This window comes from Alteromonas confluentis (genome assembly GCF_001757105.1).
Classification (GTDB): Bacteria; Pseudomonadota; Gammaproteobacteria; order Enterobacterales; family Alteromonadaceae; genus Alteromonas; species Alteromonas confluentis.
The window spans coordinates 80235-95337 of sequence record NZ_MDHN01000003.1 but is presented as its reverse complement, the minus strand read 5'-3'; the positions used below and the strand labels follow the sequence as shown (position 1 = coordinate 95337).

The 15103-nt window shown below is 48.0% G+C and carries 15 protein-coding genes; 6 read left to right on the top strand and 9 right to left on the bottom strand.

Features of this window, described 5'->3' with window-relative positions:
* Complete coding sequence (locus tag BFC18_RS00795) at window positions 1-846, bottom strand: hypothetical protein (RefSeq protein WP_070123289.1); 846 nt, start codon at window positions 844-846, stop codon at window positions 1-3.
* 124 nt (window positions 847-970) lie between these two features.
* Between BFC18_RS00795 and BFC18_RS00790 the strand changes: the two genes are divergently transcribed.
* Both BFC18_RS00790 and BFC18_RS00785 read left to right on the top strand, forming a co-directional pair.
* Window positions 971-1372: a DUF2750 domain-containing protein gene (locus BFC18_RS00790; protein WP_070123288.1), complete on the top strand. Its 402-nt coding sequence runs from the start codon at window positions 971-973 to the stop codon at window positions 1370-1372.
* Window positions 1372-1749 carry a SufE family protein gene (locus BFC18_RS00785; protein WP_070123287.1) on the top strand — a complete coding sequence of 126 codons (378 nt, stop codon included), beginning with the start codon at window positions 1372-1374 and terminating at the stop codon, window positions 1747-1749. The genes BFC18_RS00790 and BFC18_RS00785 overlap by 1 nt, the downstream gene beginning before the upstream one ends.
* Here BFC18_RS00785 and BFC18_RS00780 read toward each other — a convergent pair.
* Both BFC18_RS00780 and BFC18_RS00775 read right to left on the bottom strand, forming a co-directional pair.
* Window positions 1742-2170: a hypothetical protein gene (locus tag BFC18_RS00780; protein WP_070123286.1), complete on the bottom strand. Its 429-nt coding sequence runs from the start codon at window positions 2168-2170 to the stop codon at window positions 1742-1744. The genes BFC18_RS00785 and BFC18_RS00780 overlap by 8 nt on opposite strands.
* A gap of 74 nt (window positions 2171-2244) precedes the next feature.
* The gene (locus BFC18_RS00775; RefSeq protein WP_070123285.1) at window positions 2245-3519 is read right to left on the bottom strand and encodes a glycosyltransferase family 4 protein; all 1275 of its coding nucleotides are present in this window, start codon (window positions 3517-3519) and stop codon (window positions 2245-2247) included.
* Window positions 3520-3793: 274 nt separating this feature from the next.
* Between BFC18_RS00775 and BFC18_RS00770 the strand changes: the two genes are divergently transcribed.
* Window positions 3794-4639, top strand: a complete 846-nt coding sequence (locus BFC18_RS00770; RefSeq protein ID WP_070123284.1) for an HDOD domain-containing protein — start codon at window positions 3794-3796, stop codon at window positions 4637-4639.
* A gap of 37 nt (window positions 4640-4676) precedes the next feature.
* Here the strand turns inward: BFC18_RS00770 and BFC18_RS00765 are convergent, their stop codons facing one another.
* Entirely contained in the window at window positions 4677-5492 is an 816-nt protein-coding gene (locus tag BFC18_RS00765) for an acyl-CoA thioesterase (RefSeq protein WP_070123283.1), read from the bottom strand.
* 83 nt (window positions 5493-5575) lie between these two features.
* Here BFC18_RS00765 and BFC18_RS00760 point away from each other — a divergent pair, with 83 nt between their 5' ends.
* Window positions 5576-6367: an alpha/beta fold hydrolase gene (locus tag BFC18_RS00760; protein ID WP_070123282.1), complete on the top strand. Its 792-nt coding sequence runs from the start codon at window positions 5576-5578 to the stop codon at window positions 6365-6367.
* Here BFC18_RS00760 and glgC read toward each other — a convergent pair.
* Window positions 6364-7635, bottom strand: coding sequence for a glucose-1-phosphate adenylyltransferase (gene glgC, locus BFC18_RS00755; RefSeq protein WP_070123281.1), 1272 nt, complete (start codon window positions 7633-7635; stop codon window positions 6364-6366). The two genes, BFC18_RS00760 and glgC, sit on opposite strands and share 4 nt — an antisense overlap.
* A gap of 303 nt (window positions 7636-7938) precedes the next feature.
* Here glgC and BFC18_RS00750 point away from each other — a divergent pair, with 303 nt between their 5' ends.
* Together BFC18_RS00750 and BFC18_RS00745 are read left to right on the top strand one after the other, a co-directional pair.
* Window positions 7939-8472, top strand: coding sequence for an SRPBCC family protein (locus tag BFC18_RS00750; RefSeq protein ID WP_070123280.1), 534 nt, complete (start codon window positions 7939-7941; stop codon window positions 8470-8472).
* Between the two features lie 93 nt (window positions 8473-8565).
* The gene (locus tag BFC18_RS00745) at window positions 8566-9750 is read left to right on the top strand and encodes an MFS transporter (protein ID WP_070123279.1); all 1185 of its coding nucleotides are present in this window, start codon (window positions 8566-8568) and stop codon (window positions 9748-9750) included.
* Here the strand turns inward: BFC18_RS00745 and BFC18_RS00740 are convergent.
* The 4 genes from BFC18_RS00740 to BFC18_RS00725 are packed head-to-tail and all read right to left on the bottom strand — an operon-like array spanning window position 9747 to window position 15048.
* Window positions 9747-10667, bottom strand: a complete 921-nt coding sequence (locus BFC18_RS00740) for a hydroxymethylglutaryl-CoA lyase (protein ID WP_070123278.1) — start codon at window positions 10665-10667, stop codon at window positions 9747-9749. The two genes, BFC18_RS00745 and BFC18_RS00740, sit on opposite strands and share 4 nt — an antisense overlap.
* Complete coding sequence (locus BFC18_RS00735; protein WP_070123277.1) at window positions 10657-12627, bottom strand: acetyl/propionyl/methylcrotonyl-CoA carboxylase subunit alpha; 1971 nt, start codon at window positions 12625-12627, stop codon at window positions 10657-10659. Before BFC18_RS00735 ends, BFC18_RS00740 begins: the two co-directional genes overlap by 11 nt.
* On the bottom strand, window positions 12624-13427 hold the full coding sequence (locus tag BFC18_RS00730) for an enoyl-CoA hydratase/isomerase family protein (protein WP_070123276.1): 804 nt from the start codon (window positions 13425-13427) through the stop codon (window positions 12624-12626). Before BFC18_RS00730 ends, BFC18_RS00735 begins: the two co-directional genes overlap by 4 nt.
* A 10-nt stretch (window positions 13428-13437) precedes the next feature.
* The gene (locus BFC18_RS00725) at window positions 13438-15048 is read right to left on the bottom strand and encodes a carboxyl transferase domain-containing protein (protein WP_070123275.1); all 1611 of its coding nucleotides are present in this window, start codon (window positions 15046-15048) and stop codon (window positions 13438-13440) included.
* Between the last annotated feature and the right edge of the window lie 55 nt (window positions 15049-15103).

Here is a 15103-nt window from a genome sequence, read left to right as displayed (position 1 = left end):
CTAGGGGTTATTGTCGTAGACTTCAGCTTGCGCGGAATACATGGAGATAGGGAAGGAGTCATAAATTTTATCCGGGGAATCGCCGATAGAATGCACTACGAAAAGATTGTCAGCACGGGTACCGTTTACCCCTTCAAATACGTTAAGAAATTCTCTCAACAATAGCTGACTTTGCTCGGTTGCTTCATCGGTTATTTTACAGGCTAAATCATAGATTCGCCCCAAACTTTCCATGTAAGCATCAAGTAACTCTATAAGTTCAACCCGAGCTGGCATTTCTTTGAGTACCGATGCCCTGAAATCCGTCGGGCCACCAAGGTAAGCGCGCTCAATGTACGCCTTGATTTCGTATACGCGCTCGTCTGTATTATTAAGCGACAGTTTGCCCGACACATCAACACTGTGAACACTGATGCCATAATAGGAAATATAGTCGTACAAACTATCGATAAACCGGTAAGCAAAAGAACGTTGATATTCAATTTCCATACGTCGGGTTAAACGATTCACTTCCACACGATCCTGAGGCAAACAGGCTTGAACATGACGCTTTAATTGTGCCGTGAATGTTCTGGCACTCAGAATATAATTGCTGACATTGGCATTAACTTGATTTTTAATGTCTTGTCTTTGTTCAGAGGTGAGTTCTGTAAGATAAGAATAACCCAACGACTTTAGAGAGTTAGCGATGAGGGCGTAGTTTGTTTTTATCAGGCGAAACTTATGGCGAATTGCATATGCCGAGGACAGTCGTTTTTTAGCACGCTTGAGTTCGCGAAATTGCTCTTCTTCAAGAGGCATTAAAACGTTGTTGCCGGGGGATTGGATGCAATATGCAGAATCCATGAATAGTTTTCCTTTCCAATTAGGAAAATAGAATAGCACGGAGACGCTAAAGTTAGTATTAGTTTCGCGTACCGACTCGCAGTATAATTACCGTAAATTCTATTTAAATCAGTGTAAAACACCTATGTTTCCAGAGACAATTTCAGACAAACTTGCAGACATCGTTGTCAAACAATCTACGTCACTTTCTGCTGAAGAAAGACTTGCATTACTGCTTCAATATGTAACAAAAGCCCAGGCGGTATGGCTTGCAAAAGGCGCCAACGGTTTCGTGATGATAGAAAACGGCGATGACATCATTCTCCCTGTGTGGCCTCACGCAGATTTAGTGATGACCTGGGATGTGGCGGCACAAAGTGATGTTACCCCGGAACAAGTGGCACTGTCGGAGTTTTTAAATACCTGGTTACCGGGGTTGCAAGCCAACCAAACGGGTATTTGTGTCTTTCCACTAAGCCAAGAGGATGCCGGTATCTTCATGACTGCTGAAGAATTGAAACAGAGCTTAGAGGAAGAAGCGAAGTAGTGGATAAGATATCACTACCACTGGCCAGCAAAGTGGCGACAGCGCGAGGCTGGGATACCACTATGCGTGAAATCATGCTGGCAAGTAAGTCCTTGCCAGTATTGATCGAATCATTTCGGACTGCTGAAAATAAAGTTGGCGGGTGCCTAAGCGATGTGTGGATAGCGAAAAGCGATTCGGGTGTGATGGCTTGGTCTGATTCGAAAATTATTCGAGGTGTGTTGGCAGTATTGTTAGAAAAAGCCAATAGTCAGAACGATCAGGATGAAACGGACTACGAGGCTTATCTTACATCATTAGGCATGGCGCGTTATCTGAGTGAATCGCGAACCAGCGGTATACGACACGTCACTAACAGGCTGGCTGAAATTAGATGATCTGATTCTCAGCCATTCTGTTCACAACCCCTTTCAAGCAGGCGACATCCGGTTTTTTAACGTCACATTGATACGGTACTCGTCGCGATATGCGTTTTATTTGCTCAAGATCCTCAGCATAATTGGACATGCAAGCGTGAGTAAAAAGTATTCTTGTCCATGCCGAGGGCAGAGGCGATGACGAACGGATAAACTGATCGACAGACGCGAGTAAATTGGTTTTGGTTTGCACCGACAATGCGTCTATAAATTGCACTGCTTCATTTTCGCTGTCTTCTACGCCCGTGGCACGACCATATTGAATCATGCCAACCGCCTGACCGACGCCATGACAAAATTGCGGCCCAGACGTATATTGCTGGTTGGCAAATGTGCTCATGGAAATGAGCAGAGAAAAAGATACAAGAATAAGTTTAATCATTTTGCCTCCTAAGCGGGCTAATTGTATAAGCATAGCAACCTGATTAAAAATCGTGCGTAATTTTAAGCTCAGGCTTAGGATGAAGGCGGTGAGGTAGAATTTTTCGCTTCAATCCACTGGGTCATATACTGGGTTGCACGCAGTGTCTGATGCCAAAGTAATGATTGGAGGAACTGTTGTTGTCGCCATTGTTCAAGGTCGCTAAGGCGTGTTTCAACCAATGCAGTCAACTTCTGACCGTGTAACGCATCGTCAAACTGTTGCTTGTAACTCGCTTGGCCTGTATCACTGCACTGTTGCCATAGGTTGGGATCAGTATACAAAGCGACAGCGGCATTGATAAAGTCATCGAGGTTATGTGTAACCATACCAGGCCAGTGCTTATCATCACCAAGACCTTCTGCGCCAATACTTGAAGTGACCGACGGGGTACCACATTGCATCGCTGTTACTAACTTGCCTTTTACCCCGGCACCGAAGCGCAGCGGAGCCAACATAACGCGGTGCTTGGCAATTTCATCTTCTGCACTCGCTGCCCAACCACGTACTCTGAATCCCTTTGAAGGATTGTCCATCGCCATGGCTTTTTTGGGCGGATAGGCGCCAAAAATGTTTAGTTCAGCGTGCGGAAGCTGCTTTTTGATGCCAGGCCATATTTGTTGAAGTTGTAACACCGCATCCCAATTCGGGGCGTGACGAAAGTTACCAATAAAGACAAAGTGTTGTCGCTGTTGGAAGTCAGGCAAAGGGGTAGAAATCTTGCTAGTAAAAAGCGGAACATGGTGAAGTTGAGATGCGGTAACAGGGTAGTGCGCCAGCAAATGCTGCAACTCTTCAGAGGAAATGATCAGTGTTAGGTCACTGCGTAAAATAGCAGCAATTTCCCGTAGTGTATGATCATTGCTTACACTCGCTGTGGGCATTTCCGTGGCTTCACCATCGCGAACTTGTTGATGTCGTAAATGCCGAAGACTATGCAAGTCTTCAGTGTTCAAAATACGCATTGCAGACGGACATGCAGAGCGCACCCGTGAAGCAAATTGTTCTTCAGTCATAAAGCGATCAAATATCACCACATCTGGGTGAATGACAGCAATACGTTCATCGAAGCTGCTACAATTCAATGATATTGCTTCAGAATGCACCCCCAACTGAGCAAGGTCGACCCCCTGTTCAGAAGGCGTTGCAGCAGACATAAAAGTCACTTGCCAGTTTGCTTTTAGAAAACTGTTGATCAGCCCCACCATATTTTGGCCTGCTGCAGAAGAATTTGGCTCTGGCCAGACAAAACCGATGATTACGATTTTGCGTTGATCATGCTTATGGAGGGGAGCGTGGTGCTGTGACATTTAGCGTCTCTTTATAAAACTTTTTGAAGAATATTATCAGATGCTAAATGAGGATGCTGCTGGTAGCGCACTAATGAACGACTGACATGTCGTTTTCTGCTATCGGTAGACGAAATTTCCGCCGTTTTTTCCTCTGTTCTGGCAAATTCTGATTTACTGAAACAACAGAGTTTATTGGCAGGTTGTCATTATTTAGCCTATATAAAAAGGTAGTGTGACGTAATGGATGCGTCATCTTAGATGGTATGAACATGGTTTACGGAGTAGTGCTCATATGAATGCACAAGAGATCGCTGATAAAGCCTGCAACATTTTCGTGTTACCAGATGCCGTGACCCGGCTTAAAGAATGTATGGATGACCAGGCGGCAAGCATTGACGATATTGCTGAGATCATTGCCTTCGACCCCGGACTCACGTCACAAATGCTCAAAGTGGCTAACAGTGCCCTCTATCGATTCCCCAATAAAATTGAAACCATTAGCAAAGCGTTACAGGTTATTGGTACACGCTCGGCCTATGATTTGGCGCTGGCATATGGCATCACTTATGCGTTCAAAGAAGTGAATTCAAAAGTCATCGATTTAGATAAATTCTGGGAACAAAGTGTAAGTTGCGCGCTTCTGGCTAAATATTTTGCTGAAGCGAAAAGGGTTAGAGAGCCTGAGCGGCTGTTTGTTTGCGGCTTACTGCATAATCTCGGGGAGTTGGTTGTTGTGGATGAAATGCCGCAGGAAGCGACGCGCTGTTTGGCATTCAATGCCAGAGTGAGCCCGGCTGAATTGCAAACCGCCATACTAGGTTTTACCTACGCAGAGTTATCTGCTGCGTTGGTACAACGGTGGGGTATTCCCGATACTATTTATCGTCCGGTGTCATTAATCCACGATACCGACAGCGGTGTGATGGATAAAGACACCCTCATTCTTCAGCTTAGCTACGTGCTGGCACTGGACAATGTGAACCCCGAAGTTTTCCCGAGCTACCACAACTTAACCCCAGAACTTTATGACCGGTTGTCATTTGAGCAACAAGATTTAGAAGATGCATTGGATATTACCAACTTACAATGCATCAGTGTAATGTCGTTATTCAACCCTAATTCATTTATCGTTTATTGAGGGTTTTGCCTTCTTATACATTTCTTGCAAGCCGTGGCTAGTCGAACACTGCCACGGTTTGTCTACTTAATGCCACCACGTCATTGTTACTGTTCCAAATAGTCGCTTCCGTATGGCCATATCCATCTGCGGCCTGACGGGTATGTACCTGATACGCAAACCAGTCGTGCCCGGAAACCGTTTTGTGCGGATGGATAAATTCCAGATTCCAACTTACGGTACTCGCCGGTGCGGGCCAGCGTAGCATTTGCAATAGTGTAGGGGGCCAGGCATCGATCATGGTGATAAGGTGCGCGTCAGTGATCACCTGCGGTGGCTGCGTGAATCGCATGAAACCATGATAGAAACTTGTATCTTTTCGGGTAAATGGCATACCACCGGCATTAATAGCCAAGTCAAAATGACGGAAGAACTTCGGGGTAACCTTTGGAATTTGCGGGATAAATTTAGCCTTAGTTGGCATTGGCATATCGTGTTTATCTGTATTGGTGACACTTATTCCAGATTGTCGCGCCGTACCGAAGCAGGCCTGAACAAATACGCAAACGGCATTATTTTGAATGATTTCGCCGGTAAATTGGGACACATTTTTACCTGTCCGCAGGCTGGTCACCACAATGCGAAAAGGTTCGTTAAGGGCTAGGGGGCCGACAAAATTCGTAGTGTAAGAACGTAGAACGCGATTATCGTGAACCTGAGTACTGATTGCCTGATATATCATCCCGGCGGAGATGCCGCCGAACGCCGTTCTTCCCTGGGCCCAGTCAGAAGGAATGGTTAATTCATCGGTTTGCCATTGGTTATCACTCAGGGCAGTCATTTCCGGTTGGATAAGAAGTTCATCTACGTGCATAATCTTTCTGGTCGGATGAGTTTGCTGTATGCTAGCAAAAAGTGTCAGACCTTCCAATCATAAAAAGGGGTTATTCGTTTTACATGACTATTATTCATTTTGCTCACGCGAATGGTTTTCCGGCGGCCACATACAAAACGATGTTTAACCGGTTACCCGAAAGCTGGCAAATCCTTGCCAATCCACAATTCGGTCATTGTGTGGAATTTCCCGTGTCACAAAACTGGATGTATCAGGTCGATGAGTTAATCCATTATCTCGACAGATGTGATGTTGATGAGCCCGTGTGGCTGGTGGGGCATTCGTTTGGTGCTGTGGTGTCGTTTTTAACCGCATGCCGACATCCAGAGTGGGTAAAAGGCGTCATTATGCTAGATCCACCCCTGGTTTATGGAGTTAAACGGTATGTGGTGCAATCGGCAAAATGGTTTAATTTAATGGACAACATAACACCCTCGAAACTGGCCAGGATCAGACGGACACAATGGCACAAAGAGGACGATATTGAGGGCTACTTCGCGGCTAAAAAACTGTTCCGCACTATGGATAAACGTTGTATTCGAGATTATGTGAACAGTGCCACCCGTGTTGAAGGAGCGATGCGCAGATTAACGTTCAGTAATCAGGTTGAAGCTGATATCTTCCGCCATTTTCCCCATAACTTGAAAAAGTTTGCCGGGAAACTGAAGTGTCCGGGGTTGCTGGTTGGCGGAACGGACTCTCATGTTTCTTCTTCAGCAGATAGAGCCCGGTTCGCTAAAGATAATGGTATTGAGGTTAAAATGTATGCCGGTGGGCATATGTTTCCACTCGAAGATCCTGAAGGCGTGGCCGCGTTGATCACGGCCACGTTGAAAGGCTGGATAAAGCGTTAGCCGTTAAGGCTGCCCACGGGCATACCCAGCATTTCGCGGGTAACTAACACAACCCCTTTCTCTGATACGCGGAAGCCCCGGGCGCGGTCTTCGTCATGGTTATAACCAATGACCGTTCCTTCAGGCACCACACAACCGCGATCGATCACGACTTTTTTGAGACGACAATTACGCATGACTTCTACGTCAGGCAGAATCACCGCTTCCTCAATGGTACTGTATGAATGTAATCGTACGTTTGAGAAACACAGGCTTCTGCGCAATGTCGAGCCTGAAATAATGCATCCACCAGACACCACTGAATTTATCGCTTCACCACGGCGGCCATCTTCGTCCCAAACGAATTTGGCAGGAGGGAGTTGTTCCTGATAGGTCCAAATTGGCCATTTACGATCGTAAAGATTCAGTTGAGGAACAGGCGCGACCATTTCCATGTTGGCTTCCCAGAACGAATCAATAGTACCCACATCACGCCAATAGGCTTGCTCATCGTTCGACGTTTCGAACGGGTAGGCGATTACCTTATGGTCTTTGATAATTGAGGGAATGATATCTTTACCGAAGTCGCGTTGTGAGCCCGATGTTTCTGCATCACGGCGTAATTCTTCAAATAAGAACTCGGTATCGAAAATATAATTACCCATCGATGCCAGACAGCGGCTAGGATCGTTTGGCAGCGGCGCTGGTTCAGCTGGCTTCTCGGTAAACCCGTGAATGCGCATATCTTCATCAACGGTCATTACGCCAAATGCCCCCGCGGCTTCCTGCAACGGTACAGACATACAGGAAACCGTCATTTTAGCGCCACTTTCCACGTGACGGGCAAGCATGGGACCATAGTCCATACGATAAATATGATCGCCTGACAGTATCATTACATACTTGGGTAGTTCATCGCGGATGATATCGATATTCTGGAACACGGCATCGGCAGTACCTTCGTACCAATTATCTGAAAAACGTTGCGACGCTGGCAGAATTTCAATGGATTCGCCCAGTTCTTTCTTGAAGTGACCCCAGCCACGCACCAGGTGGCGAATTAACGAGTGCGATTTGTATTGCGTTACAACACCAATTCGACGGATCCCTGAATTAACACAGTTGGACAGTGGAAAGTCGATGATTCGAAATTTTCCACCAAAATACAAAGCGGGTTTAGCGCGCCAGGTTGTCAGTTCATGCAGTCTTGACCCTTTACCACCAGCCAAAATCAATGCATAGGTATCGCGAGTCAGATTACTGATATAGCGTGAACTGTTATCAGCCATGTTTGTTCTCCATTTTGTCAGCACGATACGGCTGTGCCGGTAAGACTAATGCTTAATGTCACCAATTGAGTTGGTAACGTATCCGTTGATGTTAACCTCATATTACACAAGATAAATTTCAACGCCAATGTGAGATTTATCGAAGCCCGTATGTTGCTCCTGTTTTATCTTTATATTTAGGTATTTGTCGACTAGCTTATTACTGACGTTCAGTGGATATCGACCAGTTTAACGACATTTTTACTGCAAATGTTAATCAGGTGTTATATATTTGCTATTAATAAAAAGACTCAAGGATTAACGATGGCTTGGTTGAAAAAGATACTTATTACCTGTGTTGCTATCGTTGCGCTGTTTGTTGCTGTGGGTTTTATCCTGCCGTCTAACTACCAGGTGCAACGAGAAATTACCATTAATGCCTCTGCAGATAAGATTTATCCCAATATAGTCAACCTGAAATCCTGGCCACAATGGGCTGTCTGGTTTATGCGCGACCCTAATATGGCAGTATCTTTCAGCGGGCCAGACCGTGCAATTGGTATGCAAACATCCTGGGAAAGTGAATCGCAAGGTAACGGTGAAATGGAGATCGTGTCTCTAAAGCATAATCGGGAAATTATTTATCATTTGTATTTCCCCGATTACGAAATGTCATCCACAGGGGTAATAAAACTGACAGACACTGATCAAGGCACGCTGGTCACGTGGTCTGATAGCGGGGATTTAGGCATGAACCCGGTTAATCGTTATATGAGCCTGATGATAGACGGAATGATTGGCCCCGATTTTGAACTCGGTTTAGAAAACCTGAAAACGGTGGTTGAGAACCGAAGCTGAGGGTAAACCCAAAATAGCGACCAAGGACGTATTTCTTTTCTTCCCGTTGCCTGGTTATAGTTACGCTACGACCAGGCAAAGCAACACTCCATCGTGGCAAATTCTAACAAGAAACGACTCATTTCTTCCCTGGCCAGTACAAAACTGGCTGACTTACTCATATCTGCTAAAACCACACTGCCAGCGCTCTTGCTTTCGTTAGGTGCGCCTGACTGGATGATAAGCTGGTTAGTACCGCTTAGAGAGTCAGGTGCGCTGCTGCCGCAGGCTGCGGTTGGCTTAATACTGCGGCGATTTCCTGCCCGGCATGTGATTTGGCGCGTAGGCATGATTATTCAGGCTTCTGGAGTTGCGCTCATATTGGCAACCGCTTTGCTACTCGATGGGGTGATGGCGGGTGCCACGGTAATGGCGGCTCTGTGTATTTTGAGTTTAGGGCGTTCAGCCTGTTCCCTTACGGTAAAAGACATCGAAGCCGATGTAGCGGCTAAAGGCGAACGTGGACATTTGCTCGGTATTGCCTCAACAATATCGGGCACCTTAACCTTGCTATTGGCTGTACCGTTGGTGTTTTATAAAGATCAGCTCGGGCAGCTAGCCACCACCGTGATCATTCTACTCGCCCTGGTTGCCTTTATCGTTGGCTTGTTCATTTTGTTTCCAGTGAAAACCCGCATAGACACAGACACATCTTCCACCGACAAAGAGGATAAAACCCGTTTCTGGCAATTCGACAACGTCGTGTACCGTTTCATTTTGGTTCGCGGGTTATTTGTTCATTCGGCTTTAATTGCTCCTTACTTTATGCTGGAAAGTGAAAGCGATGCCACAACATTACTCCCGCTATATCTGGCTGCGCAAGCCGGTGCAACCATGCTTTCTTCCATCATCTGGGGAAAAATTGCTGACAAAAGTGCGAGAACAACCCTGCAGTTTGCGGGTACGTTAGCGTTAGTTGCGGTTTGCGCGTTGCTGTTTATTGGAGCATCCACAGTCTGGGTTTCCGCATTGCTATTTTTCATTTTGTCCGTTGCGCATACCGGCGTAAGAACAGGGCGGAAAACCTATAGCCTGGACGTGAGGGAAGGGCAGCAACGCACCGAACTAGTGGCATTTTCCAACACCGCCATTGGCATTATTCTACTGGTGTTCGGCGCACTGTATGCGTACTTGTCTTCGGTATTGGCATTCAGTGTGGTGTACATCATGGCAGGCTTTCTGTTTATAGGCATCTTGCTCACCGGTATCCTGCCCGGTGAGAAAGCACAAAACAGCTAACCACCGCGTAATGCGATTGCCACTTTACTCTGGGGCAGGCGACCTATCACGTCACTGATGTATAGGCTCGCTTCAAGTAAGGCCGACAGGTCGATACCCGTTTTAATGCCCATGCCATCAAGCATATACAACACATCTTCTGTGGCCACATTGCCACTCGCGCCTTTGGCATAAGGACAACCGCCAAGTCCTGCTATGGCGCTGTCGATGGAACTTACCCCGAGTTGCAAGGCTGTGTGTATGTTAGCCAGTGCTTGTCCGTAGGTATCATGAAAGTGTACGGCAAGTTGATTTACCGGAACGTGTTGCATGACGGCATCAAGCACCCTAGCGGTTTTAACCGGTGTGCCGGTACCAATGGTGTCGCTGATCACGACCTCATAACAGCCCATTTCGCTGAGTTGTCGGCTTACCCTGGCCACATCTGACGATGCAATGTCGCCTTCATAGGGGCACCCGAGGGTGCAGGAAACATACCCGCGAACCCGGATACGGTTTGAGTGGGCCAATTTTACTACTGGCTCAAAGCGTCGAAGACTCTCATCAATACTGCAATTGATATTTTTCTGTGAGAACGATTCAGACGCCGAGCCAAAAATAGCCACTTCACTGACACCCGCACTGAGGGCGGCTTCCAGCCCTTTTACATTAGGCGTGAGGGCAGAGTAGGTTACCTGAGCGCCCGAGGCAGGCTCAAACGCAGCAAGACGGGCGAACACGTCTGCAGAATCTGCCATTTGCGGCACCCACTTAGCAGACACAAAACTGCCTGCTTCAATTCGCTTAAGTCCGCTTGCTGCAAGCAACGATATCAGCGTTACCTTCTGTTCTGTGCTCACTTCCGCCTTTTCATTTTGCAAGCCGTCGCGGGCGCCTACCTCTACCAGTGAAACCGAAGATGGATAGTTAAACGTCATCAGCGGTAAACTCCAGCAATATGGCACCACCGTCAATCATGCTGCCTGCCGAACAATGTAATGCTGTGACTTCGCCATCGCAGGGGGCGGTAATGTTGTGTTCCATTTTCATGGCTTCCATGACCACCAAAACGGTTCCTTTGGATACATGTGAGCCCACTGTAACCGGACACGCCACCACCGTGCCATTCATCGGTGCTTTGAAATGTTGATCGCCCGCACCGTCATCTGTGTTACCCAAATCCGGTGCAACCGACCGATAGACAACGGGAGCTGAATCTGAAAATAGCGTCCAGGTTTCTCCTTTTGCTACTGTGAAGCAGCGCTGCACTGCGTTGTGCGAGACAACGAGTTGGGCTTGCTGCCACTGTGCGTCCAATTCTATGCGTTGGTCACCCACATGAATGTGCCATTGAGGTTGTCGAGCCGATGGCCAGGTTACCGATACAACATAGTGCCTTTCGTGGATAGCTAATGTGACCTGCTGCGTTTTACAACTGTTCATGCGCCAACTGTTTGCCTGCCAGGGCGAGGCCGGATGATGACTCTCTGTTAGCAATGTGGATACCGCCATCACAGCCAATAAGAAATCAGACACTTCCGTTTCTGCTGTTAAATCGTCGGCGTACTTATCGATAAAGGTGGTCGAGAGTTTTGCTTCAACAAACGCTGGATGCGTAGCAAGGCGATGTAAATAATCGGTGTTCGTGGTGACACCTGCAATCTGGTATTGACGCAAGGCAATCGCCAGTCTGCGCAGGGCTGATTCACGGTTTTCATCATGAACGATCAGCTTGGCGATCATAGGATCATAGAAAACCGACACATCATCACCTTGCTGCACACCGGTGTCGACTCTAACGTATTGGGATTCGTGAGGAGGTGATAATGTACTTAAAGTGCCCGTTGCTGGCAGAAAGCCTTTATCCGGATCTTCAGCATAAATGCGGGCTTCAAACGCATGACCCTTGAGAGCTAGTTCATGCTGCTTTTTCGGTAATGGTTTACCTTCCGCAACCTGCAATTGCCAATGTACCAGGTCTTCACCGGTGATCATTTCGGTAACCGGGTGCTCTACCTGAAGGCGGGTGTTCATTTCCATAAAATAGAAACTGCCGTCTTCATCCAGCAAAAATTCGACGGTGCCTGCGCCCTCATAGTTAATCGCCTGGGCCGCTTTTAGCGCTGCTTCTCCCATTTGTTCCCGTAAAGCCGTTGTCATGCCTGGTGCTGGGGCTTCTTCAATGACTTTCTGATGCCGACGCTGAAGTGAACAATCCCGTTCGAAAAGATAAACACCGTTGCCGTGTTGATCGCAGAACACCTGGAATTCCACATGTCGGGGCTGGGTAAGGTATTTTTCAACCAGCATGGCATCGTCATTAAAGCTTGCCATCCCTTCTCGTTTAGCGGCCGCGAGAGCAGAGCTGAACTCGTCAGCGTGCCAAACCTGACGCATGCCTTTACCGCCGCCACCTGCAGCCGCTTTTAACAGCACCGGGTATCCCATTTCATCGGCAGCGTTTCGTAAAACCGCTTCGTGTTGATCGTCGCCATGATAGCCAGGCACTAATGGAACCCCAGCTTGCTGCATAATTTGCTTGGCTGCAGATTTAGAGCCCATTGCACGGATCGCATCGGCGGGAGGACCGACAAAGATAATCCCTTTGGCAGCGCAGTTTTCAGCAAAAGCCGCGTTTTCAGACAAAAATCCGTACCCGGGGTGAATAGCATCCACGTTTAATTTACTGGCAAGCTCAACAATGTGTTCGCCACGCAGATAGCTCTTTTGAGACGGTGATTCACCTATCCAGACTGCTTCGTCGGCCATTTGGACATGCTGGGCGTGCTTATCTGCGGTGGAATAAACCGCTACGGTGCGTATGCCCAGCTTTTTGGCTGTGCGGATCACGCGGCAAGCAATTTCGCCACGGTTGGCAATCAGTAATTTTGTGATCATTCGGTTTTCTCCTGCCAAGCCGGACGACGTTTTTCGAGAAAGGCAGTCAGTCCTTCCTGACCTTCGTCTGAGACGCGGATCTCGGCAATGCACTGGCTGGTTTCATCCATAAATTGTGCGTCAACTGAGCGGTTCGCCATATCGCTGATCAGTAATTTGGCGCGGCTCATTGCCTGTGGGCCATTGTTAAGCAGGGCTACGATTAAGCCTTCAATGGTGTCATCCAGTTCATCTTCTGTTACCACCTCGCTGAGCAAACCAAGACGCCGAGCACGTCTGGCTGAGAACATTTCAGCGGTTTGAAAATAGCGACGACAAACGCGTGCTCCCATGGCGGCAATCACATAAGGGCTGATGGTGGCAGGGATAAGGCCAATTTTCACTTCACTGAGACAAAATTTGCTAAGTTTGGTGCCTACTGCCATATCACAACACGCGATGAGGCCGATGGCACCACCGAAAGCTGCGCCTTGCACCCGGGCTATAGTGGGCTTACTCAACGTGTTTAGTTTTTCTAGCATGGTGGCTAAACAACGTGCGTCACGTTGATTTTCTTCAACGGAAAAATTCGCCATACGTTTCATCCATGCAGCGTCGGCTCCCGCGCTGAAGGATTTGCCGTTAGATTGAAGCACAACCACCCGAACCCGGTGATCCTCGTCGAGGGACGAAAATATCTGATCAAGCGTATTGATCATCACATCGTCAAACGCGTTGTGTTTATCCGGTCTATTCAACGTAACTCGAGCAACGCCGCGGTGGTCCAGCTCGCAGCTGACCATTTCATTGATGGATTCCATTGCGTTCTCCTTACATGCGGAACACGCCGAAACGTGTTTCCTCAATCGGTTTATTTAACGATGCGGCTAAAGCCAGACCAAGCACCCGACGACTATCGGCAGGATCGATCACGCCATCGTCCCATAACCGTGCGGATGCATAGTAGGGGTGACCTTGCTTTTCATAGGTGTCGATAACAGGTTGTTTGAAAGCTTGTTCTTCCTCTTCCGACCAGGTTTCGTTATTGCGGGCTTTCTGGTCCCGTTTTACCTGCGCCAGTACGCCAGCAGCCTGCTCGCCGCCCATTACCGAAATACGGGCATTTGGCCACATAAACAAAAAGCGAGGATCGTAAGCGCGGCCGCACATGCCGTAATTTCCAGCACCAAAGCTACCGCCGATCAACAGGGTAATTTTCGGTACTTGTGCACAAGCGACGGCGGTAACCATTTTGGCACCATGCTTCGCGATGCCACTGGTTTCATACTGTTTACCTACCATGAAACCGGTGATGTTCTGCAAAAATATCAACGGTGTTTTACGCTGGGCGCACAGCTGCACAAAGTGTGCTCCCTTGAGGGCACTTTCTCCGAACAGAATGCCGTTATTGGCAACAATGCCAACTTCAATACCAAAAATGCTGGCGAAGCCACACACCAGGGTAGTGCCATAGAGGGGTTTGAATTCATCAAAATCGGAATCATCAACAAGCCGGGCAATGATTTCACGCACATCGAATGATTGCTTGCTGTCTTTCGGGATTAACCCGTATAAATCGGTAGCGGGGTAACGGGGCACTGCGAACTGCTGCTTGAAAGCCTGGCAAGCTGTATCGCCTCTATTCAGTCGTTTTACCGCATTGCGGGCCATTTCCAGGGCGTGATGATCGTTGTTCGCCAATTGATCGGCCACACCAGACGTACGGGTGTGTACATCGCCACCGCCCAGTTCTTCCGCGGTTACCACCTCACCGGTGGCAGCTTTCACCAAAGGCGGCCCGGCAAGGAAAATGGTGCCTTGTTGTTTAACAATAATACTCTCATCCGCCATGGCGGGAACATAGGCACCGCCTGCTGTACACGAGCCCATGACAACAGCAATTTGGGGGATATTCTGCGCTGACATATTGGCTTGATTGAAGAATATACGACCAAAATGCTCGCGGTCGGGAAAGACTTCATCTTGCCGGGGCAGATTCGCACCGCCGGAGTCGACGAGATAAATACAGGGAAGATGATTTTCTTCCGCAATGGTTTGCGCGCGTAGGTGTTTTTTTACCGTGAGCGGATAGTAAGTGCCGCCTTTCACCGTGGCATCATTTGCCACAATCATGCACTGAATGCCGTTTATTAATCCAATACCCGCTACCACGCCAGCACAAGGCACGTAGTCCTCGTAGACTTCCCAGGCGGCGAACTGACCAATTTCCAGAAACGGTGAACCCGGGTCGAGCAGGGCGTCAATACGTTCACGGGCAAGCAGTTTTCCTCGCTCGTGATGCTTCTCTACCGCTTTGCTGCCACCACCTTGGGCGATCTGGGCAATTTTCTGCTGTAAATCCTCTACCAGTGCCTGCATGTGTGCAGCATTGTCCTGATAGCTCCCTGATGCGGGATTAACTGACGAAGACAGAACGGGCATAACCCCTCCTTAATGACGTTAGGTAAATGAGATGGCTTTAGCCACCTTCTTGTTA

Coding starts and splice junctions, on each gene's coding strand:
- glgC (WP_070123281.1), bottom strand. CDS start 7,635: ATGGCTGATAACAGTTCACGCTATATCAGTAATCTGACTCGCGATACC.
- BFC18_RS00775 (WP_070123285.1), bottom strand. CDS start 3,519: ATGTCACAGCACCACGCTCCCCTCCATAAGCATGATCAACGCAAAATC.
- BFC18_RS00780 (WP_070123286.1), bottom strand. CDS start 2,170: ATGATTAAACTTATTCTTGTATCTTTTTCTCTGCTCATTTCCATGAGC.
- BFC18_RS00765 (WP_070123283.1), bottom strand. CDS start 5,492: ATGCACGTAGATGAACTTCTTATCCAACCGGAAATGACTGCCCTGAGT.
- BFC18_RS00750 (WP_070123280.1), top strand. CDS start 7,939: ATGGCTTGGTTGAAAAAGATACTTATTACCTGTGTTGCTATCGTTGCG.
- BFC18_RS00730 (WP_070123276.1), bottom strand. CDS start 13,427: ATGGAATCCATCAATGAAATGGTCAGCTGCGAGCTGGACCACCGCGGC.
- BFC18_RS00725 (WP_070123275.1), bottom strand. CDS start 15,048: ATGCCCGTTCTGTCTTCGTCAGTTAATCCCGCATCAGGGAGCTATCAG.
- BFC18_RS00740 (WP_070123278.1), bottom strand. CDS start 10,667: ATGACGTTTAACTATCCATCTTCGGTTTCACTGGTAGAGGTAGGCGCC.
- BFC18_RS00795 (WP_070123289.1), bottom strand. CDS start 846: ATGGATTCTGCATATTGCATCCAATCCCCCGGCAACAACGTTTTAATG.
- BFC18_RS00770 (WP_070123284.1), top strand. CDS start 3,794: ATGAATGCACAAGAGATCGCTGATAAAGCCTGCAACATTTTCGTGTTA.
- BFC18_RS00735 (WP_070123277.1), bottom strand. CDS start 12,627: ATGATCACAAAATTACTGATTGCCAACCGTGGCGAAATTGCTTGCCGC.
- BFC18_RS00760 (WP_070123282.1), top strand. CDS start 5,576: ATGACTATTATTCATTTTGCTCACGCGAATGGTTTTCCGGCGGCCACA.
- BFC18_RS00790 (WP_070123288.1), top strand. CDS start 971: ATGTTTCCAGAGACAATTTCAGACAAACTTGCAGACATCGTTGTCAAA.